Raw genomic sequence first — 24575 nt, 5'->3', positions numbered from 1 at the left:
GAGCAGAGGAGATCAAATGAAGGGTTTCAACTTGACCAAGAGCGCGCTCGTCGCGGCACTCGCATTCGCCGCCGCAGCCCCGGCTTTCGCACAAAGCAGCGTGACGCTGTACGGTATCGTCGATGATTCGATCGTGTACCAAAGCAGCCAGACCTCGCTGGGTTCGACGAGCGGTGGCCGTTCGAACGTCAAGACCGCATCGGGCATCTGGGCGGGCAGCCGTTTCGGCCTGAAGGGCGCGGAAGATCTGGGCGGCGGCACCAAGGCCATTTTCCAGTTGGAATCCGGCTCCAACATCAATAACGGCGCGCAGCAATACACCAACGCCATGTTCGGCCGCCAGGCTTGGGTCGGTCTGACGAACGGACAGTTCGGTACGCTGACGTTGGGTCGTCAGTACACCTCGTACTACACGCTGATGGCCCCGTACAGCCCGACCAACTGGCTGACCGGCTACTTCGGCGCACACCCGGGCGATCTGGACGAACTGGATACGATCTACCGCGCAAACAACTCGATCGTCTATACGTCGCCTAAGCTCTACGGCGTGACGGTCAGCGGTTCGTACTCGCTCGCAGGCACGCCGGACAGCGTGTATCGCGGATCGACCTGGTCGGCTGCAGTCCAGTATCAGCAAGGCCCGATCGGCGGTACGGTCGCGTTCACGCGCATCAACAACTCGACCATCGGTGGCGGCGTCTACGGCACGGATTCGACGACGAACACGGCTGGCCAATCGGGCGTGTCGGCAGTGACCAACGGCTATCAGGGCGCGCAGGCGCAGAACCGCTTCGCGGTCGGCCTGGGCTACGTCTTCAACAGCGCGTGGGATATTTCGGCGACGTACACGAACGTTCAGTACATCCCGGGTATCGCGTCGAAGTTCACGGACGAGCAAGTGTTCAACACGGCCGGCACCGTGCTGCACTGGAAGGCCACGACGGCATGGGACTTCGCAGCGGGCTACAGCTACACGTGGGCCAGCAAGGCGAACGGTATCGACGATGCAGCGTCGTACCATCAGTTCAATCTGTCGCAATACTATTCGCTGTCCAAGCGCACCGGTCTGTACGCACTCGAAGCGTTCCAGCGCGCGAACGGCCGTACGCTCGGCACGCCGACGTTCACGGCAGCAGGCGCGGTCAACCGTTCGATCGCGGCAACCGCATCGATCGGCGACGGCTTCCAGACGGCTCCGTCGTCTTCGCGCAGCATGTTCGCAGCAGGCGTGGGTATCATCCACCGCTTCTAAGCTTCATCAGCGGTTTAGCTGTATCGAAAAACCGGGCGCTTCGGCGTCCGGTTTTTTTTGTTAGCGAGGCGGATCGGTGCGAACCACGGCCGCATTCGACGCGTGATGCGGCACCTTAGGCGGCACATTCGGTGGCACATTAGGCGGCACATTAGGCGGCACATTAGGCGGCACGCGCGGCGGCGGCTCCGTCTCGCGCGGCGGAAAGATCGCGCCCACGAGCCGATCGACAAAATAGAAGAACTTGTCCGATGCATAACCCGCCACGAACGACAAGGCGAGCGGTGAAATATCCTTGCCGCCTTCGAGCAATTTGCTAAAGAGTCCGATCGAAATTCCCACGATCACCGCGCTCGTCATATGCGCACGATTGGCAACTTTGGAATGCTCCGGATGAAACGTATTCGCCGATGAATCGACGTTCAATTGGCGAAGGATCGACGCGCATGCGCCCAGGCACGCGTATAAAACCGGCAGCAGGAATCCCGTCACCGCGCCGAACACGGACAGAATGATGTCGTTCGCATACAGCGCCATCGCGCGAATGTCCTGATACACCGCGATCTTTTCAAAGCCTTGATCCACGGCGTCTCGCTCGGTGGGAATGGTGGTATCGCCCGCTTTTTTCTCGGGACGCGCGAGCAGCGGCAACGTGATTTCCAGCACTTCACGCGCGACTTCCGCCTGACATTGCCAGTCGCCTTGATCTTTCGGCGGTGCTTTGGTCGCGCCCGTAGTGAACGCGGTGCGAAGACTGAGCGCGTTTTTATCGTCGGGGCAGGGTAATTTATATGGACTCCGTATTGCACCAAAACCGAGCGCCGCCGTCGCCCAGCTAATGCGCGATACATCCGAGAAAAGCTGCCGGTTATTGGTCGCGAAAGTCTGCAATTCCTCCTTGATTTGCAGGGCCGGCTGCGAATTCTGCAAGGCGATGAGCGCGCCGTCGTTGCCGCTATCGACGGCGGCATCGATCGCGGCGCGGTGCGCGAGCAACTGGTTGTGGAGCGTGAGCGCTTCGGCATCATTCGACCTGACGATATTGCCGATGTCGCCCGAAATCTGATTGCCGACGAAGAGCATGCACGACAGCGACAACACGACCACGGTCAGCGTCACGGCGCAGTACGTGTAGATGCGGATCGCGCGGCGCGCACCGCGCCGCGCTTCGTCGCCCGCGGTCTCGGCCACCACCGGCGACAGCGAATGCGCGATACGGCTCATCGCAGCGTAGAACGCGGCCTCGAGCTCCGGACTCCATGTGCGGTTCTGCAATGCCGTGCGCGCGTTCGACAGCGCCTGCACGTCCTTCTCTTCGAGCAGTCTGCCGTTCTGCGCGCCGTACGAGACCATCTCCCGGCAGTGCGCGATATCGTCGATGATGCGCGGCCCCGGATATTGCACGCGCTCTGAAATCCGGCCCATCGCGGCATAGAAGGCACTGCCGACGGCGCACGTCCACTCACCGCGATCGCAGGCGCAGCGCGCATTTCGGACGGCGTTGACATCGGCTTCATCGATCACGGTGCCGGCCTTCGCCGCGTGCGAGATCAGCATCTCGCAGCGGTCAAGATCCTTCTTCACGCGCGCGCCGGGTCGTGTGCTGCCGGAGGCTTCGTTTGCCGTGGCGTTTGCGTTGGCATCGCCGCCTGGCTCGCCAGTGGGAAGCGTCGTGGAAGGAACACTCATGCCGGTCTCCCGTCATCACCGGGCGGCGTCGTAACGCCGGACGGATATCGATCCGAACCGAATGCGCGATCCAAAGACTTTCACGCTGAGTGCGTCATGCGAGGTTCATGCGCACGACGCCGAAGGCGAACCAGAAAGTTCGCATAGCAAACGTTTGTATTGATCAGGTAGACGAATTTTAGGTGGGGAGTGTGCAGAATGTGTGATCGCATGCCCACACAAGGACGCGTTTGCATTTTGCATGTTTGATGCAAAGCGCCGCGTGCTAACGGCTTGTGCAACGGTCGGGCGCAGTGTGCTGGATTTTGGCGGATACAAGAGAAGCGGGGACGCGACGATGTTTCCAGACACGGGATGTCGGGCAGATTTTTAGCCGATATGCGATCCTTGACCGGCGGCAATCACACGCGTGACGCGCCGCGTTTCGACTGTGGGGTGAATCATGAAAACAAAGGGCTTTGCCACGGTTTTCGCCGCCGCTGCATTCACCATCGCCGCACCTGCGTTCGCTCGTGATGACGGTCCGCGTTTCGCGCAGGATCGGCTCGATACGCTCGTCGCGCAGCATGCGGAAGCGAGCCGGCATATCGCGCATGCGGATCGGGGAACGTCGCGTGAGGCGAGCGCCTTGTTCGCGCGGAAGGCGAAAGACAACGCTTCCTGATCGATCGCACTGATCGTTGAAGCAAGTTGTTCGGCTGGCGCGCAACACGCCAGCCGGGAGTGCCTTTTTGCATTCAAAATGCGTCATGCAAAAAGGCAAAGGTATGAGAATTGCTGCCGCGCCCCAAGTGTTCCGCGGCTTCAGGCCGACGATCCTCCCGTCATCCAACACTCATTCCCATGACCAGAAAAGCCCTGTGCACCGCCGTTCTGTCCGCGTCCTTTCTTGCTGCGGGCTGTGCGGGCATCGGGCCTGGCCGTTTAAAAGCGGACCAGGTCGATTACGCCCGCGCCCTCGGCGATGCCAAAAAACGTGAAATTCTTGCCGCGATTGTCGGTTTGCGCTTCGCCGATGCACCGTCGTTCCTCACCGTGAGCAGCATCATCGCCGCGTATACATTCGATGCGACGGGTGGCGCGATCCTCAACGCCGGTTCCGGCGCTCAGCCGAATTACGCGCAGGCCACGGGCAGCGTGTCGTACTCGAATCACCCGACGTTCACGTTCACGCCCACCACCGGCGATGCCTACGCCAGCGCCTACATTCGCCCGCTCGCGCCCACGCTCGTGATGCCGCTCGCAGAAAGCGGCATTCCGATCGATCTGCTGCTGCGTATCACCGCGCAGTCGATCAGCGGTTTGCAGAACGGCAATGCGCTGGGTGGGCCGAATGCATCGGGATCGCCGGATTTCTTCTTGCTTTTACAGGCGTTGCGCCGCTTGCAATTGGCGGGCGAGTTGAACATCGAAACGCGTAACGAAGACAAGAACGGCAAGTCCGGCGTGTTCATGACGTTGGGCGCAACGCGCAGTGGTGAGATCAAGCAAGTGGTCGATGATCTCACGCTGGTCCGCAAGTTGTTGCATCTGTCGCCGAAGATGAAGACATACGAAATCATCTACGGGCAGTCGTCGGATCGCGATCGCATACCAATGGTCACGCGTTCCGTGCTCGGCATTCTCACCGATCTCGGCGCGCAGATCGCGGTGCCGGACAGACAGGTGGATAGCGGCGCAACCAAGCCGAGCATCGGATTGATCGGCGGCGAAACACGGCCGACGATCATCGTGAAAGTGGGGCAGAAGCCGCCGAAGGATGCCTATGTCAGCATTCCTTACGATCAATCGGATTACTGGATCGATCGCAGCGACTTCGATTCAAAATATGCGTTCACCGTCGTGCAAAACCTGATGGCGCTCGCCGAAGTCACCGACACCGCCAAGGCACCCGTGGTCACGATTCCGGCGAATTGACCGAATCCACGCGCAAAAAAGGCGCTGTATCCGATCGATGCAGCGCCTTTCCTTACTTTCCTCGACAACGGTCCAATTACTGGCCGAAGAACGTGCTCATCGCGCGCGGCTCAGCCCGGCCCGATTGCGACGAACCTGTCGCGACCGAACCGTAGTCGCTCGATTGCGTCGAGGTTTGTGCGACTGCCTGTGCATTCACACGCGCTTCGGCAGCCTGAAGATTCGCCGGATACGATGGATCATTGATATTCGGGTTGTAGCCGGCTTTCTCCAGTTGCACCAGTTCGGCGCGGACCTGAGCGCGCGTCAGCGGCGCGTCGCTTTGTTGGGCGAAGGCGAGTGCGGGAGCGACGAGTGCGGCTGCGACAGCGACTGCGGAAATGAGCGACTTCATGATTGTTACCTCCGGTTCAGTTTGGTGTTGCTTCGAGTCCGTTAATAAGACGAGCAACTTGTGGACGGAGTTTAAAGAGGCGTCCGCTTCAGATCATTCGCGTTTCCGTTGAATGATCTTTGTCGAAATCGGAATAATGCCTGCGCGGTATGGAGTAGCGAGTGCTGGTCAAGCGCATTCTTTCCAATTTCGACAAAGATACTTTTGGCGCGATTTGGGCGTCGCAGGGTTAACGCGACGCTATTTATCGATTCTGCCAAACGCGAAAATTAATCAACCGTCCGGTCGGTTAATAGTTATACTTGCGCATCGTATCTCAAAAACTATTGCGGAGCCCCGCATGTACACCCAATCTCTCGATATCCCTTCGAGTCAGAACGCTGAACGCGAGAGCAATAACGCTTCGAACGCAGCGTCAGCCGAACAATCGCGATTCGATTCCGTGATGCAAGCCGATGGCAAGATCGAGCCGCAGGACTGGATGCCCGAGGCGTATCGCAAAACGCTCGTGCGTCAGATCTCGCAGCATGCGCATTCGGAGATCATCGGCATGCAGCCCGAGGGCAACTGGATCAGCCGCGCGCCGAGTCTGAAGCGCAAGGCGATCCTGCTTGCGAAAGTGCAGGATGAGGGCGGCCACGGGTTGTATCTCTATAGCGCGGCCGAAACGCTCGGTGTGTCGCGCGGTCAACTCGTCGCGGCACTGCATGCGGGCAAGGCCAAGTATTCGAGCATCTTCAACTATCCGACACCCACTTGGGCCGATGTCGGCGTGATTGGCTGGCTGGTCGATGGCGCGGCGATCATGAATCAAATTCCGCTGTGCCGCTGCACTTACGGTCCCTACGCTCGCGCGATGATCCGTATCTGCAAGGAAGAGTCTTTCCATCAGCGTCAGGGCTTCGATGCGCTGCTCGCCATGATGAAGGGCACGCAAGCGCAGAAGGACCTCGTTCAGCAGGCGGTGGATCGCTGGTGGTGGCCCGTGTTGATGATGTTCGGCCCGAGCGACAAAGATTCGATTCACAGCGGCCAGTCGTTTGCATGGGGAATCAAGCGTATTTCCAACGGCGATCTGCGTCAGAAATTCGTCGATGCCACCGTCGAGCAGGCAAAGATTCTCGGCGTGAGCTTGCCCGATCCGGATCTTAAGTGGAACGAATCACGCAACGCGCATGACTACGGCGAGATCGACTGGGAAGAGTTCTGGCGCGTGGTCAACGGCGATGGTCCATGCAACAAGGAACGCCTGGCTACGCGTGTGAAAGCACATGACGAAGGAGCCTGGGTGCGTGAAGCGGCGCTGGCTTACGCGGACAAGCAGAAAGCGCGTGCGCATCGGGATGCGGCATAAAAAGGGAGACGGGAAGATGAACAAGGAATGGCCGATCTGGGAAGTGTTCGTGCGCAGCAAGCAGGGACTGGATCATAAGCATTGCGGCAGCCTCCACGCGCCCGATGCAGGCGCGGCACTGCGCATGGCGCGCGATGTCTATACGCGTCGACAGGAAGGCGTGAGCATTTGGGTGGTGCCGTCAGCGGCGATCACCGCTTCGGACCCTGCGGACAAGGGCGAATTGTTCGAACCGGCGGTGGACAAGATATATCGGCATCCTACGTTTTTTGTTTTGCCCGATGAAATCAATCATATGTGAGGCGCGGGATATGTCGATTACGCATCAGCATCTCGCCTATGTATTGCGTCTCGCCGATAACGCGCTGATCCTCGGTCAGCGCAATGCGGAATGGTGCAGCCACGGTCCTGCGCTCGAAGAGGATATTGCGCTCGCGAATATGAGTCTCGATCTGATCGGGCAAGCGCGTTTGCTTTATACGCATGCGGCCACGCTCGAAGCCTCGTTGACCGGCGCGACGAAAACCGAAGACGACTACGCGTATTTCCGGACTGAACGCGAGTTTGCGAACTACACGATTGCGGAACTGCCGCACTTCGGGCCGCTTGCGGGCACGGCACGCACCGAACGCGACTACGCCGTGACTATCGTGCGTAACTTTCTTTATTCGGCATTCATGTTTGAGACGTGGACCGCCTTGCAGGCATCGACCGATGCGCAACTTGCGGCGATCGCGGCGAAGTCGATCAAGGAAACGCGCTACCACGTGCATCACGCGCGCGACTGGTTCGTCCGATTCGGTGATGGCACCGATGAGTCTCATCGTCGTGCGCAGGCAGCGCTCGATTATTTGATGCCTTATACAAGGGAGTTTTTCGCCATCGATGACACCGAACGCGCAGTCGCCGAAGCGCGCATTGCACCGCTTGCGAGCGATGTCGAAGCGACATGGCGCGAGGAAGTGGCATCGGCAATCGAAGAGGCGACCTTGTCTGCGCCTGCGGAAGTGAAGCACGTCAGCGCGGGCAAACATGGCGAGCACTCCGAACATATGGGTTATCTGCTCGCTGAAATGCAAAGTCTCGCGCGTCAACATCCGGGCGCGACGTGGTGATGAAAGCGATGGAAGCGATGGAAGCGACTATTGAACGTGCCTGGTCGGTGCTCGAATCCGTGCCCGATCCGGAGATTCCCGTGGTTTCGATCCGTGAATTAGGCATTCTTCGCGACGTGCGTCACGGCGATGACGGTGTGCTCGAAGTGGTCATCACGCCGACTTACTCGGGATGCCCCGCGATGTCGCAGATTGCCGAAGATATCGCGCACGCGATCGATCAGGCCGCGCTCGGTGCGCATCGTATCGAAACGGTGCTGGCTCCCGCGTGGACGACCGACTGGATCACCGACGAAGCGCGTGACAAGTTGCGCCGCTACGGTATCGCGCCGCCGTCCGGGCAATGCGGCCACGCGCCCGCTGAAACGCTCAAGCCAATTCGCTTCGCGCCTCGCAAGCAGGACGTCGTTGCGTGTCCACGCTGCGGCTCGCATCACACGGAAAAGCTGGCACAGTTCGGATCGACCGCATGCAAGGCGCTCTACCGATGCCTCGATTGCCGCGAGCCGTTCGATTACTTCAAGCCGTACTGAACCGATTCAACCTTCTTCGATACGCACATCATGGCTACTCCGCAATTCCATCCGCTGCGCATCCGCGACGTCCGACCCGAAACCGCCGACGCAGTCACGGTCTCGTTCGACGTTCCGCCCGCCTTGCGCGATGCGTTTCGCTTCACGCAAGGCCAATTCGTGACCTTGAAGACGCATATCGACGGGGAAGAAACGCGACGCTCGTATTCGATCTGCGTCGGCGTGACCGACTACGATCGCGACGGCGAGTTGCGCATCGGCATCAAACGTGTGCGCGGCGGGCGCTTCTCGAACTTCGCATTCGATACCCTGAAGCCAGGGCATGAGATCGACGTCATGACACCGGACGGGCGCTTCTTCACGCATCTGAATGCGGATCACGCGAAGCACTACGTAGCATTTTCGGGCGGCTCTGGCATCACGCCGGTTCTTGCGATCATCAAAACCACGCTCGATATGGAGCCGACCAGCCGCTTTACGCTGGTCTACGGCAATCGCAGTGTCGATGCGATCATGTTTGCCGAAGAACTCGAAGACTTGAAGAATCGGTATATGAGTCGTTTCTCGCTGTATCACGTTCTGTCGGACGATATACAGGATGTCGAACTATTCAATGGCGTGCTGGATCAGGATAAATGCCGCGCGTTTCTTGAGACCTTGCTCCCGGCTGACGAGATCGATGAAGCCTTTATCTGCGGTCCCGGTCCGATGATGGACGCCGCAGAGGCCGCGCTGAAGGACTCGGGTGTCGCGCCAAAACAGATTCATGTGGAGCGCTTCGGCACACCTTTGCCGCAGGCGGGCGTGCCGCAGATCGAGATTACGGAGAACACGCCGGCTGCGGATCTTGAAGTCATCATCGACGGCAAGAAGCGCAAGATGCGGTTGCCTTATCAAGGCGTAAGCGTGCTGGATGTCGGTCTCAAGGCTGGCCTCGCGTTGCCATACGCATGCAAGGGCGGGGTGTGCTGCACGTGCCGCGCCAAAGTACTCGAAGGCGAAGTGAAGATGGAAAAGAACTTCACGCTCGAACAGCATGAGATCGATGAAGGTTTCGTGCTGACGTGCCAGTGCCATCCGGTGAGCGAACGCGTGGTCGTCAGTTTCGACGAACGCTAAGCAGTACGTTTATTTCATTTCACAACGAGGTCGCCGGTGAAACGCCGTGGCCTTGTCGCGTTCCTTTATTGACGAAAACATGGCTACCGCTATTCAGGCTTCTTCGACGATCGGCGTTATCGGCGCGGGCGCGATGGGCGCGGGTATCGCGCAAGTCGCGGCGCTCGCCGGACATATGGTGTTGCTTTACGATCTCGATTCCAACGCGCTCGAGAAAGCGCGTAACGGAATTGCATCGAATATTCAGCGTTTGATCGACAAGAACAAGGTTGATGCCGAAACGGGGCGCGCAGCGATCGAACGTGTATGCGTGGTCTCTGATCTTGCCGATATGCGCGGCGCGGCGCTCGTCGTCGAAGCGGTTGCGGAACGGCTCGATGTGAAACGTGGCTTGTTTGCGCAGCTCGAAGAGATTGTGGATGATGCCTGTATTCTTGCGACCAATACATCGTCCATCTCGATCACAGCGATTGCCGCGCTCCTGCGCAAACCATCGCGCGTGGTCGGCATGCACTTCTTCAATCCCGCTCCGTTGATGGCGTTGGTCGAAGTCGTGCGCGGTCTCGCCACGTCCGACGATATTGCGCAAGCCGTTCATGCGACTGCTGCGGCGTGGGGCAAAAAGCCGGTGTATGCGAAGTCCACACCGGGCTTTATCGTCAATCGCGTGGCGCGTCCGTTCTATGCCGAAGCCTTGCGCGTGCTGAACGAGCAGGGCGCCGACGAAGCGTCGATCGATACCGTCATGCGCGATTCCGGCGGCTTCAAAATGGGTCCGTTCGAGTTGATGGACCTGATCGGACATGACGTGAACTTCGCGGTGACGAAATCGGTTTTCAACGCGTATTACAACGATCCGCGCTTCACGCCCTCGCTCATTCAGCAGGAACTCGTCGATGCAGGCTTTCTCGGCCGCAAATCGGGACGTGGCTTCTATGATTACGCTGCCGACGCGATCAAGCCTGCGGCACGCATCGAAACGAATACGCGGACGCCTTCGAAGATCGTGCTCGGCGAAACGCATCCGCTTTATGCGGCATTGCAAGCGCGAGTCAAAGGCGAAGGCCGCAATGATATTCCCGACCTCGTCGCATGTATTGAGGATGCCTACCTTTTCGTGACCGATGGCCGCAGCGCCACCGAACGTGCGCACGCGCTCGGAATCGACAATGTCGTGCTGATCGATCTCGCGCTCGACTATACGAAGGCGCAAAGCATCGCGCTAAGCCGCGCGCGCCAGTGTTCGAACGACGCCTACGCAGCCGTCGCCGGCGCGCTTGCACAAGCGGGCTATACCGTCGTTCCCTTCGCCGATGTAGCGGGCATGGTAGTTATGCGCACGGTCGCCATGCTCATCAACGAAGCAGCGGATGCCGTCAATCAGGGCGTCTGCACGCGCGCCGATCTCGATCTTGCGATGGAAAAGGGCGTGAACTATCCGCTCGGACCGCTTGCATGGGGCGATCGCATCGGCATCGCGCGCGTTCATGATGTGCTGCTCAATCTTGCCAGGCACTACGGCGAAGACCGTTATCGCGCATCGCCGCTGATTGCGTCGCTTAGATTTGCAGGACAGCAATTCCATTAATCGATCCAGGAGACAACCGTGGTTCAACCTATTCCGCAGGCGGGCGAGCTGGAACCGATCGAACGCGCGAGCCGGGACGAGCTTCAGGCCGTGCAACTCGAACGCCTCAAGTGGACTTTGCATCACGCATACGAAAACGTGCCGCACTACAAGCACGCGTTCGATGCAGCTGGCGTGCACCCCGACGATTTGCGCGACTTAACCGATCTGGCTCGCTTCCCGACGACGTCGAAGAAAGATCTTAGGGATAACTATCCATTCGGTCTCTTTGCCGTGCCGCGTGAGGAAATCGTGCGCGTTCACGCCTCGAGCGGAACCACGGGTAAGCCGACGGTGGTCGGCTATACGGCAAAAGACATCGATACGTGGGCCAACGTCACCGCGCGCTCCATTCGCGCCGCAGGCGGGCGCAAAGGCGACACTTTGCATAATGCCTTCGGTTACGGCCTGTTCACAGGCGGTCTTGGCATTCACTACGGCGCGGAACGTCTCGGCTGCATGGTCGTGCCGATGTCGGGCGGTCAAACCGAAAAGCAGGTTCAATTGATCCGCGATTTCGAGCCATCGATCATTCTGGTCACGCCGTCGTACATGCTCAATCTGATCGACGAAATGACGCGTCAGGGCATGGACCCGGCGCACACGTCGCTCAAAATCGGCATCTTCGGTGCAGAGCCGTGGAGCCAGGGTTTGCGCAGCGAGATCGAAACGCGCGCGGGCATTCAGGCGCTCGATATCTACGGGCTTTCCGAGATCATGGGGCCGGGCGTTGCGTGCGAATGTATCGAGTCGAAAGACGGGCCGACGATCTGGGAAGATCACTTCTATCCGGAAATCATCGACCCGCTGACGGGTGAGGTGTTACCCGAAGGCAGCACGGGCGAGCTCGTATTTACTTCGCTCACCAAAGAAGCTATGCCGATGATTCGCTACCGCACACGCGATCTGACTTCGCTGTTGCCGCCGAGCGCGCGTTCCATGCGTCGTCTGGCGAAGATCACTGGCCGCTCCGACGACATGCTGATCATTCGCGGCGTGAACGTATTTCCGAGCCAGATCGAAGAACTGATTCTCGCGATCCCTCGTTTGAGCGGAAATTATCAGCTTTGCATTTCGCGTGAAGGACATATGGATTCGCTGTCCGTCGCGGTCGAAGCGCGCGCCGAAGTGTGCGCCTCTTTGAGCGATGGCGAGCGCGCGGGCCTCTCACGCGAGCTACAACAGCGCGTAAAAACGATGGTCGGTGTATCAACGCAAGTGCGCGTGCTCGACTCGGGCGAAATCCCGACGACAGCAACAGGTAAAGCCAAGCGCGTCGTCGATACGCGACCTGCACTCGCATAAAGAACACACTCCGCACCATGCGGAGTGCGTCCCCATTTCCCATTATTTGAAACGTCCGATACTTTCCTGACAGCGCTGTCATTTAGCGGGGATTGGTCGGGAGAATATCTTCCGCATAAACCCTCGCAATCGTTTGTACCATTTGGTTTACCGCGTTCTGTTGTGTCATCGTAGCGACTGTTATTCGAATGACCTTCGATAACTATTCGAACACCAAACGGGGCCAGCAGAAATTCGATGTGGATCGTCAGACTCGCGCTCAAGCGGCCGTACACATTTATCGTTTTATCGCTGCTGTTGTTGATCATCGGTCCGCTTGTCATTCTGCGCACGCCGACCGATATTTTTCCGAACATCGACATACCGGTCGTCAGCGTCATCTGGACGTACAACGGCCTGCCGCCCGATCAGATGGAGCGGCGCATCACGCTCAATTACGAGCGAGGCCTTTCCGTGGCGGTCAACGATATCGAACATATCGAGTCGGAGTCGCTGCCGGGCATCGCGGTTATCAAGGTTTATTTTCAGCCAAACGCGAATATCGATGAAGCGGTGGCGGAGATTACCGCGCTGTCGCAAACGCAATTGCGCTCGTTGCCGCCGGGTATCACGCCGCCGAATATTCTGCGATTCAATGCGTCTACCGTGCCCATCTTGCGGCTCGCGTTGTCATCGGCGGAACTCACCGAGCAGCAGCTTTACGACTTCGGCAACAGCTTCCTCAAGACGCAACTAGCGACCGTGCAGGGCGCATCCGTGCCGCTGCCTTATGGCGGCAAGCAGCGTCAGATTATGGTCGATATCGACTCGCAACGGCTGCAAGCCAAGAATCTCGCACCCACCGATGTCGTCAACGCCATCACCGCGCAAAACCTGATCTTGCCGACGGGGACGGCGAAAATCGGGTCTACTGAATATTCGGTTGGGCTCAATGCAAGCCCGAACACCATCGAAGGTCTCAACGATATTCCGATCCGCACCGGTCCGGGTGGCACCATCTATATCAAGGACGTCGCGCATGTGCGGGACGGCTTTCAGCCGCAGACGAATATCGTGCGCGTGGATGGCACGCGTGCGGCGTTGCTCACGGTGAACAAGAGCGGTAACGCGTCCACGCTGGATATTGTCGCGCGCGTGAAGAACCTATTGCCCAAGCTGCGCGACATGGTGCCCGAGTCGCTCAAGATCGATCCTGTTGCCGATCAATCGCTGTTCGTGCGTGCGTCGGTAGAAGGCGTGTTGCGTGAGGCGGTGATCGCCGCCGGCCTGACCGCGCTAATGGTGCTGCTTTTTCTCGGCAGTTGGCGCGCCACGTTAATCATTGCGATCTCGATTCCCTTGTCGATGCTCACGTCGATCGTTGCGCTCTCCGCCATCGGTCAGACTATCAACATCATGACGCTGGGCGGCCTTGCACTCGCAGTCGGCATTCTCGTTGACGACGCCACCGTCGCGATCGAGAACATCAGTCAGAACCTCGAACAAGGCAAAGAACTCGAGCAAGCCATTCTCGAAGGCGCGCAGCAAATCGCGGTGCCTACGCTGGTTTCGACGCTGTCCATCTGCATCGTATTTATTCCGATGTTTCTGCTCACCGGCGTCGCGCATTATCTGTTCGTGCCGCTTGCAGAAGCGGTCGTATTCGCGATGCTCGCGTCGTATTTCTTCTCGCGCACGCTGATCCCGACGCTTGCGAAATACCTGCTGCGCAATCACGAGCATATGGGCGGCGATGTCGAGTCGATGAAGGAATCGCGCAACCCGTTCGTGCGCATTCATCTCGCATTCGAGCGGCGATTCGAGCGCGTACGTACGCGTTATCGCGGCTTTCTCGAAGCACGACTCGAACATCCGGGCCGCTTCGCCGGACTCTTTCTGCTTTGTTGTCTGCTCTCGCTCGCACTCGCGCCATTCCTCGGGCGTGACTTTTTTCCGTCAGTCGATTCAGGAGTGATTGCGCTGCATTTGCGCACGAAAACCGGTACACGTATCGAAGAAACGGCCGCACTGACCGACCGCGTGGATAAACGCATTCGCGAACTCATTCCACGTGGCGAGCTGCATTCGATCATCGACAATATGGGCTTGCCGGTGTCGGGTATCAACCTCTCGTATAACAACACGGGCACGGTAAGCACGGCGGATGCAGACGTGCTCATCAGTCTCAACGAAGATCACGCGCCGACCGAACGCTATGTGCACGAGTTAAGAAAGCGTTTGCCGCAAGAGTTTCCCGGCGTTGCATTCACATTTTTGCCCGCCGATATCGTGAGTCAGATTCTCAACTTCGGCACGCCCGCACCGATCGATATCGCTATTACGGGCCGCGACGTGCGCGGTAATCGCGAGTTCGCGAATCGACTGTTGGAGAAGATCAGGCGTGTACCCGGTCTCGTCGATGCGCGGATTCAGCAGCCTTCCGATCTGCCGTCGATCAATGTCGATGTGGATCGGACCAAAGCGCTGCAAGCGGGCTTTACGCAGCGCGATGTGGCGAACAATCTGCTCATTACGCTTTCGGGCAGTCAGCAAACCACGCCTACGTTCTGGCTCAATCCGGTCAATGGCGTGAGCTACAACGTCATTACGTCAGCGCCGCAGTACGATATGAACTCCTTACAATCGGTCGCCAATATTCCCGTGACGTCGGCGAGTGGCAAGACCAATATTCTCGGCGCGCTGGCTTCGCTGTCGCGCGGCTCGCGCGATGCCGTGGTCTATCACTACAACGCGCAGACCACCATCAATCTCTATGCGACGACCGAGCGGCGCGATCTCGGCGCGGTATCGGACGACGTGCAGCGCATCATCGACGAAGCACGCGGACACTTGCCCAAAGGCTCATCTATCGACATACGCGGTCAGGTGGAAACGATGAACACTTCGTTCTCCGGATTGGCGCTTGGTCTTATCCTCGCCGTCGTGTTGGTGTACTTGCTGATCGTCGTGAACTTTCAGTCGTGGCTCGATCCGTTCATCATCATCACGGCATTGCCGGGCGCGCTCGCGGGCATCGTCTGGATGCTGTTTCTCACGCATACCACGCTGTCCATTCCGGCGCTCACGGGCGCGATCATGTGTATAGGCATTGCCACGGCCAACAGTATTCTCGTTGTGAGCTTTGCACGTTCCGCGTTGCAGGAACATGGCGATGCCGTGCGTTCCGCGCTCGAAGCCGGCTATGCGCGTTTTCGTCCCGTGCTGATGACCGCGCTTGCCATGATGATCGGCATGGTGCCGATGGCGATCGGTCTGGGTGGGGCGGTGAACAGAACGCGCCGCTCGGCCGCGCGGTGATCGGCGGCCTGATGGTCGGCACGATCGCGACACTGTTCTTCGTGCCGGTGGTGTTCTCGATGATTTACAAGCGTCTCGAAGCGCGCAACGCGCAAGCGAAGACGAAAGAAGCGTAGACGGGGATCGAATGAAAGAGCAGTCGGAACATAAAAGGCGTGGACGTTTGTGGATGATGATCGGACTACTGATCGTCGTCGCGCTCGTGGCACAAGGCATTTTCTCGCGACATGGCGTGCATGCCGAACTCGAACACGATGCCAACGAGTACAGCATGCAAACCGTCGAGGTCATCAAGCCCGTACGTATGAAGCCGACGCAGGATCTCATGCTGGCAGGCGACGTACGCGCTTATTCCGATGCACCGATCTTCGCGCGTACCAATGGGTATCTGAAGCGCTGGACGACGGACATCGGCACCAAGGTCAAGAAAGGACAATTGCTCGCTGAAATCGATGCACCCGAGATCAACGATCAGCTTCGTCAGGCCCGCGCCGATGCACAGACCGCGCGTGCCAACTATCTGCTGGCGAAGACCACGGCGGACCGCTGGACGCAGATGCTGAAGAACAACTCGGTATCTCGTCAGGAGACCGATGAAAAGCAGGGCGACGCGCTTGCCAAGGAAGCGGCGTTCAATGCGGCACAGGCCAATGTATCGCGGCTCGAGCAGATGGTGTCGTTCCAAAAAATCTATGCACCGTTCGATGGCATCGTCACCGCGCGCAATACCGATGTCGGCCAGTTGATCGATGCAGGCAGCGGCGCGACGGGACGCGAGTTGTTTCACATTCAGGATGCGTCGTCATTACGCGTCTATGTCGATGTACCGCAAGCCTATGCGCGCCTTGTGACAGTCGGCATGCCTGCCGATCTGATCTTGAACGAAGAACGCAATCGCAAATTCGAGGGCGTGACGGTACGCACGGCGGGCGCGGTCGATCCGGTGGCGCGCACGATGCGTGTCGAAGTGGACGTGAAGAATCCGACCGGCGAATTGTTCGCGGGCGCCTATGCGCAAGTACGATTTCGACTGACGAACGCAAATCCTTCGTACACCTTGCCAGGTAACGCATTGCTGTTTCGGCCGGATGGCGTGCACGCGGCGAGTGTCGATGCGAACAATCGTGTCAAGCTGTTGCCGATCACGCTCGGTACGGATTACGGCACGCGCGTGTCGATCGTGTCTGGATTGCAAGGCGATGAGCGCGTGATTGTGAATCCACCGGATTCGATCATCGACGGCGCGATGGTTCGCATTGGCGCGCCCAAGGCAGAGAAGCCGGCGAAGCGCGGAGGCGATGCGTCATGATGCGGCCATCGCTGCTTGTCATCGCGCTGATGCAGACGATCACGCTCGGAGGATGCGCGGCCGGGCCGGACTATGTGCGTCCGGAAGTCGTCACGCCCGCGTCGTATAAAAACGCCGAGCCACTCGATGCGCCTGCACAGCAAGCCTGGAAACCCGCGCAACCCGCCGATGGCCAGCCACGCGCGCCCTGGTGGCAGGTCTACGACGATCCGCAATTGAATGCGCTCGAACAACGCATTGTGAATGCAAACCAGACGGTAGCGGCGGCGTCGGCTCGCTATCGCGGCGCGCGTGCGGTCGTGGCGCAGGCTCGCTCGGCGTATTTCCCGACCATCAGCGCGAACGCGGCATTCACGCAGACACGTGCATCGCAGAACGTGCTTTATAAATCGAGCGCGGGCGTGACCTTGCCCGACTATCTGATCGATGCGCAAATCTCGTGGGAGCCGGACCTGTGGGGCCGTATCTCTCGTGCCGTCGAAGGCGGGCAGGCCGAAGCGCAGGCGAGCGCTGCCGACTTGCAAAGCGCGATTTTGTCGATGCAGGCGGAGCTCGCCACCAACTATTTCGATCTACGCGGCACGGTGGAAGAGGAGCGCTTGCTTAAAGAAACTTTGCAGGCCTACGAAAAATCGCTGGCGCTCACGCGTGATCGTTTCGCGGGCGGTGTCGCTGCGGAGTCGGACGTGGCGCAAGCCGAGGAGCAATTGCGTTCGACGCAAGCACAACTAATCGATCTGGAGACGACGCGCACGAGCCTCGTCAATGCCATCGCAATTCTCGTTGGCGAGCCGCCTTCGACGTTCACGCTCGATGTCGCGCCGCTCAACGAGTCGCACGCGCCACCGGCAGCCGCGCTCGCTGCGTTGCCCTTGTCGGTGCCTTCCGCGCTGCTGGAACGCAGGCCGGATATCGCGGCTGCGGAGCGGCGCGTCGCGGAGGCGAATGCGCGCGTCGGCGTAGCGACGGCGGCGTTTTTCCCGAATTTGTTTCTTGCCGCGACGGGCGGTCTGGAAGCGACGCATTTCAGCGATTGGCTGATGGCGCCGAGCCGCTTCTGGTCGCTTGGTCCGTCGCTGGCTTTTACGGCGCTCGACTTCGGCGGACGCGCAGCAGCCCGTGACGCAGCGCGTGCCGCCTACGATGCGAGCGTCGCGGATTATCGCCAGACTGTGCTCATCGCGTTCGGGCAGGTGGAAGATAACCTGAACGCGCTCGAAGTGTTACGTCGCGAGAGCGAAGCACAAAGTCAGGCGGTCGATGCCGCCAAACGCGCGTTGAGCAAGGTCGGCAATCGATATGAAAACGGGGCGATCACGTATCTGAATGTGGTCGTGACGCAGGCGATCGTCTTGTCGGATCAGCGCGCGGCGGTGCGAATCGAGCGGCGGCGCATGGCGGCAAGCGTCGGGCTGGTAAAGGCGTTAGGCGGAGGGTGGTCAACCGCTGATTTGCCGAGTCGGGAGCAGGTATCGCGGCAAGAGTAAAAAACGCCGGAGCGATGTCCGGCGTTTTGCGCGCGCATTCGATTACATCGTGGCGCGAGGCCTGCAAATCATAAAGTACTGCGAACTCATCCACCACGGCATATGCGGCACCGGACTCAGATGTACCGCATCGATCACGAAGCGCTCGCTGACGAGATCGCGCAATTCACGAAAATCGAAACCTTTATGCGTGACGCGCGGATCTTGCGGACGGCTCACGGGCATGCCGATCATTGCCTTGAGCACTTCGCCGGGCGTGTATTCGGACTTGAGCGAGCGGCAGCGTATCATCCAGTTCGATACTTTCGGCGCGATGGCCAGGCCGTACATGATCGGCACCGAGATCACCAATGAACCGGTCGGTTTCAGAATGCGCGATGCATCGTCGAGCAGCGCGTCGAGTTCGTTCGCATACAAGTGTTCGCAGACTTCGAAGGCGGTGAGCACATCGACGCTATGCGGCGTCACACCCGCCAGCGATTCCGCATACCTCACTTCGGGGAACGCCGGCGCCATATACGGATCGTGACCGACCAGCGTGACATCGGGCCGCTGTTCTCCGAGCGTGTGAAGAAACAATCCCGGTCCCGCGCCGAAATCGACCACCGTTCCATAACGCGCGCAATTGCGCGTGACGAGATCGATCGCCATCGTCATACGGGTTCGGTGTGCGAAACGCGCGAGCGGATTGCCGGACTTGACGGTTTGTTCTTCGTAAGAGATTTCGCGCATTGGAATGCTCTCCCTCGTTATTTTCAGTTTTAGTGTTCGACCTTCTCTTTGGGATGCCTTATCAATTTGCTTTCGGGCGATATTGCTGCCATCGAACGTGAGGCGCAACTCGCCGCGTTAGCCATTGATCGCCGAATTGCCGCCGAATCCCGCCATTGCCATCGCTACGGCCTGCGCATTAAACGCTTGTGGAGGAGGTGTCTGAGGGGTTGTTCGACCAAGCCGAGACTACACGAAGAGAAATGCGCCGCATGCGATCAGGGCCACATTCCAGATGCGATCGACATTGAGCCAACCCGTACGTAAAAACCCGAGGCCGGTACGTTCGTGAAGCGTCATCGTGATAAGGGAAATCGCGGCGATCACTGCGAGCATGGCGGCGGTATGTACGCCGAGTGCGAGCGCGCCCGCGACGAAGGCGTCCCCGGTGGCTTGTGCAGTGAGCGCTCCCGAACAAAACGGCAGCAGAGCAGGCATGAGCATGAGGCCCGCGCCATGCGCGCTCGACATAAGAAAGGACCACAACGCGAGTCCTGCGAGGCTGGTACGCATGCCGACCGTCGGCCTTCCGCGATGCCCGCGCCACAATCGCCACACGCCCCATGCGATCAGCAATGCGCCACAGCATCGTGCGAGCGTGTTATGGCCGATGAACGAGCCGAGCGTCAATGCGCCTGCCAGCACGAGCGCCACGGACAGCGCATGGCCGAGCGCAATCGGTACGAGCGACAGCAGCGCGACGCGGCGGCTGTGCGCATACAGACCGAGCGCCACCGCAAACAGCCAGCCCATCGCGGGATTGAGGCCGTGGAACGCGCCGAGGCCCGCAGCGGTGAACAAGAGCGCGGACGGGGCGGAAATCATCGTAAAACGGCTTTGGCGGGCTTGCCGCGCGTTACGGATAGCAGAACGAGTCCGACGAGCAATCGCCGCCTTGTAGCCGGATCTGATGCGGCCGCTGGCCCTTCGGCCAGTCGATGAAGAAGTCGCGATCGACGGTAAGGCCACCGTTCGGATCGGCATCGAGCTTGACCATCCATCCGTCGATGCCTTCGGGATAGAACTGCGCATCCACCGCGCCATACAGCGAGTTGGTGAAGTAGACGCGCTTGCCGTCGCGGCTGATTTCGACCATCTGCGGCGCGCCGTTCAGCGCGCCGTTTTTTGCGCCCGCATGCGTCGCGCGCGAGACGATGCCGCCCACGCGTACCTTGCCCACCAGCTTCGGCGCGAACGGATCGGAGACGTCGTACTGCAACATATCGCCCGTGCCCCAGCACGATACGTACAGAAAACGGTCGTCCATCGAGAGATCGATATCGGACACGAGCGGCGGCACCGCGCCGAAGCCTTGCAGCAAGGGCGGCAATACGCTTGCATCGGCGGGTTCGGCGGGAATGTCGATGATTTTCTTCACCGCCCATTTGTCTTTGTCGCGATACCACGTCCAGATCGACGAAGACAGGTCCTTCAGGCTGATCACGCAATTGACGAAACCGTACGCCTTGGTCGGATCATGCGCGGGCCGCAGTTCGAACACGAGCTGATACTCGTCGCCGAAGTCGATCTCCTGAATATGTTTGCGTTTGGTGAAGTCCCAGAAATGCAGCTTGCGGCCATACTTCGCGCCGAGCAATATTTCGGGTACCAAACCATTTTCGAAAGTGTCCGGCGTGCCCCATTCGCTCGTCACCATTGTGTCGTAGCCGAGATGCCACCAGCCATCATAGGCGAGTCGTTGCGGACCGCGATCCACTTCCCATCGGCCGAGCGGATCGAAGCTTTGCTGATCCAGCATCAGCACGCCGCCAGGCGCTTTTCCCTGCGCATTACCGAGCGCGGTGATGTAGATGCCGCCGGGTCCGCAATGAACCGTATGCGGCCGCGTATAGCCGGTTTTCTCCGCGAGTTCTTCCGGTTCGATGGTCCTGACGATCTTTGGCTGCTTAGGATCGGGCTTCGTGTCGATGATATGGATGCGCGAGGATCGCAAACCCGGCACGATCAGATAGCGCCGCTCCATGTGCGGATGCGGCGCATTGGGGCACAGACACGACGAACACGCATTCCATCCGAAGTGATGCAACTCGTCGCCGATATCCGGCATTTCCAGTTCGCCGACGATCTTCGTATAGCTCGACGAATCGGGATCCACATCCACCACGGCGATGCGGTCAGGCGCGCGGCGCTCGGGATCGAAGGTCGCCACGTAGGCGAGCGTTTCGCGCGGCGCTTTGGCGGCGAGCCGCGGCGAAGGGTAAAAGCTCGGGTCCGGTTTCCATGTCGCCATGTTGCGTCTCCCCACTTGAACGTGCCTTGCACTATAGGACGAAAGCCGTTCGCGCGCTTGCAGCATGTGGAATAAACTTCTTCTTTCTATTAGAATGTACGCATCTAAACGTCTAGACGTCTAAACACATGTTCAGTTACGTCGGTGGATTGGTGTTGTTCGCTGCGCTCCTTCACGCAAGCTGGAACGCCATGCTGCATGGCAACGCGGACCGCTTTCTGTCGCTGACGTGGATGAGTATCTGCATCGCCATTGTCAGCATCGTCGCCATTCCTTTTTTGCCGATGCCACATGCGGGCGCATGGCCTTGCATCGTCGCGTCGGGACTCGTGCATATCGTCTACAACATGGCGCTGGTGCGGGCGTATCAAAGCGGTGACCTCGGCGAAACCTATCCGATTGCGCGCGGTTCGTCGCCCATGCTGGTTGCAATCGGCGCAGCGCTGTTTGCGCGCGAACATCCGGGCGTGCTTCCCATTGTTGGCATCGTGCTGGTTTCTTGCGGGATCATGTCGCTTGCGTTGCAGCGAGGCAATGTATCGAAGAAGAGTGCGATCGCCGCGTTTGTCACCGGCGCGACCATTGCCGTGTACACCGTGATCGACGGAATCGGCGTGCGTGAATCGGGAAACGCTATCGCCTATACAGCGTGGATGTTTGCGTTCTATCTGCTCATGCCCGTGCTTTTCATCGCAATGCGCGGGCCGAAAGCGTTGCGCGCGCCATCGCCGGTGGTTGTGCAGAACGCGCTTGGCGGACTGGTTTCTATCGCGGCGTACGGCATTGTGATCTGGGCGATGCAATACGGCGCAATGGGCGCGGTCTCGGCGTTACGCGAGACGAGTGTAGTGTTCGCTGCATTGATTGGCCGCATGTTCCTGAATGAACAACTTAGTGCGCGCCGGCTGCTTTCCTGCTGCGTGATCGCGTTGGGCGCGATATGCATCGGTGCCTGAAAACAGGCTTAGAATGAAGAAATCGCCTCTTGACCCGTTAAGGAGATTGCGATGACCGAACCGATGATCAGCCTGATGGCGGGAATCGTTCTGGTGTTGTGCATCGCAGTGGTTCTCGTGATGCATCACCGCCACCCGCATGTTCACACGCCCAAAGCCCGCTGGCTCGACACGCATCCGCCGCGTGAATGGCTGCGTCACAGGCATTGAACAGCCGTTGCTTACATCACATTAAAATGCGCCGGATCAACCGGCGCTTTTTTTAGCGCTTCGAGCCTTTCATGGCTTCGGCTTCCATCGCCGCATGCCATTCCTCGCTGTTCTCGATCGGGTCCATCCCTTCATCGATAAAAGCCGATGCGCGCTCCGCAATTGCACGCGTTTCCTCGTCCGTTTCGTCGTCGGACGGATCGTCTTCGTCATTACCGGGTGGCTCCAGCATGTCCTGCAACATCGCGGCCAGCTCCGGCGTGTCCCACGGTTCGCTGCGCTGCTTTTTCTTCTTGATGTAGTGCCGGATTTCGGCATCTTGTTCGGGCGTCAGCGGAAGTCCGCGGAAGGTGCGGTTTGCATCGAAATCGCTCATGAACGTTCCTCTCGCGCGTCAGGTCCGCGCTCACTCGGTTCGTGGAAGCGTGCCTATTTTAACGCTGTTCGTGTGCTCATTCGAGAGGGGGCAGTCGCCGCTCGACCGGCACGGCCTTGATGATGGACGTGCTGGTCGCAGCGCGTTCCGTGACTCGTGCAAGGATGTCGTCCAGTTGTTCGATGGAACGCAGCCAGAGCCTGCAAACGAAGCAATCGTCACCCGTCACCTTATCGCATTCGACGAACTCGGGAATGCGCCGGATCGCCTCTTCGACGAGATGCAATTGGCCCGGCAAAGGCTGCACGCGCACGATAGCCTGAAGCGTATAGCCAAGCGCGCGTGGATCGATCTGCACGGTGAAGCCGCGTATGACGCCCTGTGTTTCGAGCCTGCGCATGCGCTCGGCCGTGCTTGGCGCCGACAGTCCGATTCGCCTGGCCAACTCGCTCACCGCGATACGTCCATCGCTCGCCAACACGGCGATCATCTCGCGGTCGATCGCGTCGATGCCATTCGCATCCGATGCACTAAGGTTTCTTGCCATGATCGCCTTTGATTTCAAGGTCGTTTGAAGAACAGGCCTTATTTTATGCATGGTTTCGCGTGAGATGCATCGTTAAACTGATATTTATTGAAACTTGCTTATCATCGAATATGAATACGGAAAGCACGCATGCTGTCGTAGCGTCGCATGCGGGAGAGCAGCGGCGCGGCGCAATCGAAATGTCACTTGCCATGCTGATGTCCGGCACGATCGGCTGGCTCGTGGTGTCGTCGGGACAAACGCCTATGAACGTGGTGTTTTTTCGCTGCGTATTCGGTGGCGCAACGCTCGTTGCCGTGTGTGCAGCGTTCGGCTTTTTGAAGCGGCGATACTTCTCCTGGCGCATGCTTGGCTTGATTGGGCTTGGAAGCGCGGCGATTGTCGGCAACTGGCTGCTGTTGTTCGCGGCGTATTCGCGTGCATCGATTTCAATGGCGACCACGGTCTATAACACGCAGCCGTTCATGCTTGTGGCGTTGGGCGCGGTGTTCTTGCGTGAGCGCGTCTCGGCGTCGACGTTAGCGTGGCTTGGGATCGCGTTCGTCGGATTGGTGTTGGTGGTGCGTGTCGAGCCTGCGGTGCTTGCCAGACCGGGCCGCTACATCGAAGGCGTTGCTTATGCGCTCGGGGCCGCGTTTTTATACGCGATTACGTCGATCATCACGAAGCGGTTGAAGGGTACGCCGCCGCATCTGATTGCCATGCTGCATGTGTTGTTCGGCATGCTCATGCTTGCGCCGTTCGCTCAATTCGATCAGACGCCGGCCACCATGTTTGGCTGGGCCGATCTGATTGCGCTCGGCGTACTCAACACGGGACTCATGTACGTGCTGCTTTATGGCGCGATTCAAAAACTGCCGACTGCAATGACCGGCGCGTTGTCGTTCATCTATCCTGTGGTCGCGATCGGCGTCGACTGGTTCGCGTTCGGACAACGGCTTGCGTGGATGCAGATCGTCGGCGCGATACTGATTTTGCTGGCCGCTGCGGGCGTAAATTTGAAGTGGCGGATCATGCCCGAGAGACGTATCGAGTGAGCGTCGTATAGAATGGCGCGCTTTTCCGA

Annotated in this window: 22 protein-coding genes and 1 pseudogene; 16 read left to right on the top strand and 7 right to left on the bottom strand. The window is 59.1% G+C overall.

Translation table 11 applies throughout. From position 1 onward, the window contains the following. The first annotated feature begins 16 nt into the window (after positions 1-16). Complete coding sequence (locus P7F28_RS11180) at positions 17-1252, top strand: porin (RefSeq protein ID WP_277184546.1); 1236 nt, start codon at positions 17-19, stop codon at positions 1250-1252. A gap of 60 nt (positions 1253-1312) precedes the next feature. Here the strand turns inward: P7F28_RS11180 and P7F28_RS11175 are convergent, their stop codons facing one another. After that, on the bottom strand, positions 1313-2941 hold the full coding sequence (locus tag P7F28_RS11175; RefSeq protein ID WP_277184545.1) for a hypothetical protein: 1629 nt from the start codon (positions 2939-2941) through the stop codon (positions 1313-1315). Positions 2942-3383: 442 nt separating this feature from the next. Between P7F28_RS11175 and P7F28_RS11170 the strand changes: the two genes are divergently transcribed. Both P7F28_RS11170 and P7F28_RS11165 read left to right on the top strand, forming a co-directional pair. Continuing rightward, positions 3384-3605 (top strand): hypothetical protein, encoded by a 222-nt coding sequence (locus tag P7F28_RS11170; protein WP_277184544.1) that lies wholly within the window; start codon positions 3384-3386, stop codon positions 3603-3605. Positions 3606-3784: 179 nt separating this feature from the next. Further along, positions 3785-4858: a hypothetical protein gene (locus P7F28_RS11165; RefSeq protein WP_277184543.1), complete on the top strand. Its 1074-nt coding sequence runs from the start codon at positions 3785-3787 to the stop codon at positions 4856-4858. A 76-nt stretch (positions 4859-4934) separates the two neighbouring features. Here P7F28_RS11165 and P7F28_RS11160 read toward each other — a convergent pair whose 3' ends face one another. Next, the gene (locus tag P7F28_RS11160) at positions 4935-5252 is read right to left on the bottom strand and encodes a DUF4148 domain-containing protein (protein ID WP_277184542.1); all 318 of its coding nucleotides are present in this window, start codon (positions 5250-5252) and stop codon (positions 4935-4937) included. 340 nt (positions 5253-5592) lie between these two features. Between P7F28_RS11160 and paaA the strand changes: the two genes are divergently transcribed. The 10 genes and pseudogenes from paaA (at position 5593) to P7F28_RS11110 (ending at position 18398) form a co-directional block, all read left to right on the top strand. Continuing rightward, positions 5593-6606, top strand: coding sequence for a 1,2-phenylacetyl-CoA epoxidase subunit PaaA (gene paaA, locus P7F28_RS11155; protein ID WP_277184541.1), 1014 nt, complete (start codon positions 5593-5595; stop codon positions 6604-6606). Positions 6607-6622: 16 nt separating this feature from the next. Beyond that, complete coding sequence (gene paaB, locus P7F28_RS11150; RefSeq protein WP_233386847.1) at positions 6623-6907, top strand: 1,2-phenylacetyl-CoA epoxidase subunit PaaB; 285 nt, start codon at positions 6623-6625, stop codon at positions 6905-6907. 10 nt (positions 6908-6917) lie between these two features. After that, a complete protein-coding gene (gene paaC, locus P7F28_RS11145; protein ID WP_277184540.1) occupies positions 6918-7721 on the top strand; it encodes a 1,2-phenylacetyl-CoA epoxidase subunit PaaC in 804 nt (267 codons plus the stop codon). 8 nt (positions 7722-7729) lie between these two features. Continuing rightward, the gene (paaD, locus tag P7F28_RS11140; RefSeq protein ID WP_277184575.1) at positions 7730-8254 is read left to right on the top strand and encodes a 1,2-phenylacetyl-CoA epoxidase subunit PaaD; all 525 of its coding nucleotides are present in this window, start codon (positions 7730-7732) and stop codon (positions 8252-8254) included. Between the two features lie 30 nt (positions 8255-8284). Then, positions 8285-9373: a 1,2-phenylacetyl-CoA epoxidase subunit PaaE gene (gene paaE, locus P7F28_RS11135; RefSeq protein WP_277184539.1), complete on the top strand. Its 1089-nt coding sequence runs from the start codon at positions 8285-8287 to the stop codon at positions 9371-9373. Positions 9374-9452: 79 nt separating this feature from the next. After that, positions 9453-10961: a 3-hydroxyacyl-CoA dehydrogenase gene (locus tag P7F28_RS11130; protein ID WP_277184538.1), complete on the top strand. Its 1509-nt coding sequence runs from the start codon at positions 9453-9455 to the stop codon at positions 10959-10961. Between the two features lie 18 nt (positions 10962-10979). Further along, positions 10980-12305, top strand: a complete 1326-nt coding sequence (gene paaK / locus P7F28_RS11125; protein WP_277184537.1) for a phenylacetate--CoA ligase PaaK — start codon at positions 10980-10982, stop codon at positions 12303-12305. A gap of 237 nt (positions 12306-12542) precedes the next feature. Then, a pseudogene (locus P7F28_RS11120) lies at positions 12543-15718 on the top strand (efflux RND transporter permease subunit). Between the two features lie 53 nt (positions 15719-15771). Next, positions 15772-16911, top strand: coding sequence for an efflux RND transporter periplasmic adaptor subunit (locus tag P7F28_RS11115; protein WP_370467296.1), 1140 nt, complete (start codon positions 15772-15774; stop codon positions 16909-16911). Continuing rightward, positions 16908-18398 (top strand): efflux transporter outer membrane subunit, encoded by a 1491-nt coding sequence (locus tag P7F28_RS11110; protein ID WP_277184535.1) that lies wholly within the window; start codon positions 16908-16910, stop codon positions 18396-18398. Before P7F28_RS11115 ends, P7F28_RS11110 begins: the two co-directional genes overlap by 4 nt. A 42-nt stretch (positions 18399-18440) precedes the next feature. Here P7F28_RS11110 and P7F28_RS11105 read toward each other — a convergent pair whose 3' ends face one another. From P7F28_RS11105 to P7F28_RS11095, 3 genes are all read right to left on the bottom strand, one after another. Continuing rightward, on the bottom strand, positions 18441-19130 hold the full coding sequence (locus P7F28_RS11105; protein ID WP_277184534.1) for a methyltransferase domain-containing protein: 690 nt from the start codon (positions 19128-19130) through the stop codon (positions 18441-18443). Between the two features lie 228 nt (positions 19131-19358). Then, a complete protein-coding gene (locus P7F28_RS11100) occupies positions 19359-19994 on the bottom strand; it encodes a hypothetical protein (RefSeq protein WP_277184533.1) in 636 nt (211 codons plus the stop codon). A 31-nt stretch (positions 19995-20025) separates the two neighbouring features. Then, entirely contained in the window at positions 20026-21420 is a 1395-nt protein-coding gene (locus P7F28_RS11095) for a selenium-binding family protein (RefSeq protein WP_277184532.1), read from the bottom strand. A gap of 128 nt (positions 21421-21548) precedes the next feature. Here P7F28_RS11095 and P7F28_RS11090 point away from each other — a divergent pair, with 128 nt between their 5' ends. After that, positions 21549-22376 carry a DMT family transporter gene (locus tag P7F28_RS11090; RefSeq protein ID WP_277184531.1) on the top strand — a complete coding sequence of 276 codons (828 nt, stop codon included), beginning with the start codon at positions 21549-21551 and terminating at the stop codon, positions 22374-22376. Positions 22377-22427: 51 nt separating this feature from the next. Continuing rightward, entirely contained in the window at positions 22428-22586 is a 159-nt protein-coding gene (locus P7F28_RS11085) for a hypothetical protein (protein ID WP_277184530.1), read from the top strand. Positions 22587-22638: 52 nt separating this feature from the next. Here P7F28_RS11085 and P7F28_RS11080 read toward each other — a convergent pair whose 3' ends face one another. Next, on the bottom strand, positions 22639-22962 hold the full coding sequence (locus P7F28_RS11080; protein WP_277184529.1) for a hypothetical protein: 324 nt from the start codon (positions 22960-22962) through the stop codon (positions 22639-22641). A 76-nt stretch (positions 22963-23038) separates the two neighbouring features. After that, positions 23039-23509 carry an Lrp/AsnC family transcriptional regulator gene (locus P7F28_RS11075; RefSeq protein ID WP_277184528.1) on the bottom strand — a complete coding sequence of 157 codons (471 nt, stop codon included), beginning with the start codon at positions 23507-23509 and terminating at the stop codon, positions 23039-23041. A 110-nt stretch (positions 23510-23619) separates the two neighbouring features. Here P7F28_RS11075 and P7F28_RS11070 point away from each other — a divergent pair, with 110 nt between their 5' ends. Next, positions 23620-24546, top strand: coding sequence for a DMT family transporter (locus P7F28_RS11070; RefSeq protein ID WP_277184527.1), 927 nt, complete (start codon positions 23620-23622; stop codon positions 24544-24546). The last annotated feature ends 29 nt before the right edge of the window (positions 24547-24575 follow it).

Origin of the sequence: Caballeronia sp. BR00000012568055 (genome assembly GCF_029439455.1) — a bacterium.
GTDB lineage: Bacteria > Pseudomonadota > Gammaproteobacteria > Burkholderiales > Burkholderiaceae > Caballeronia.
Note: the sequence above shows the minus strand (reverse complement) of the source record. Positions and strands in the feature narration are given on the sequence as shown.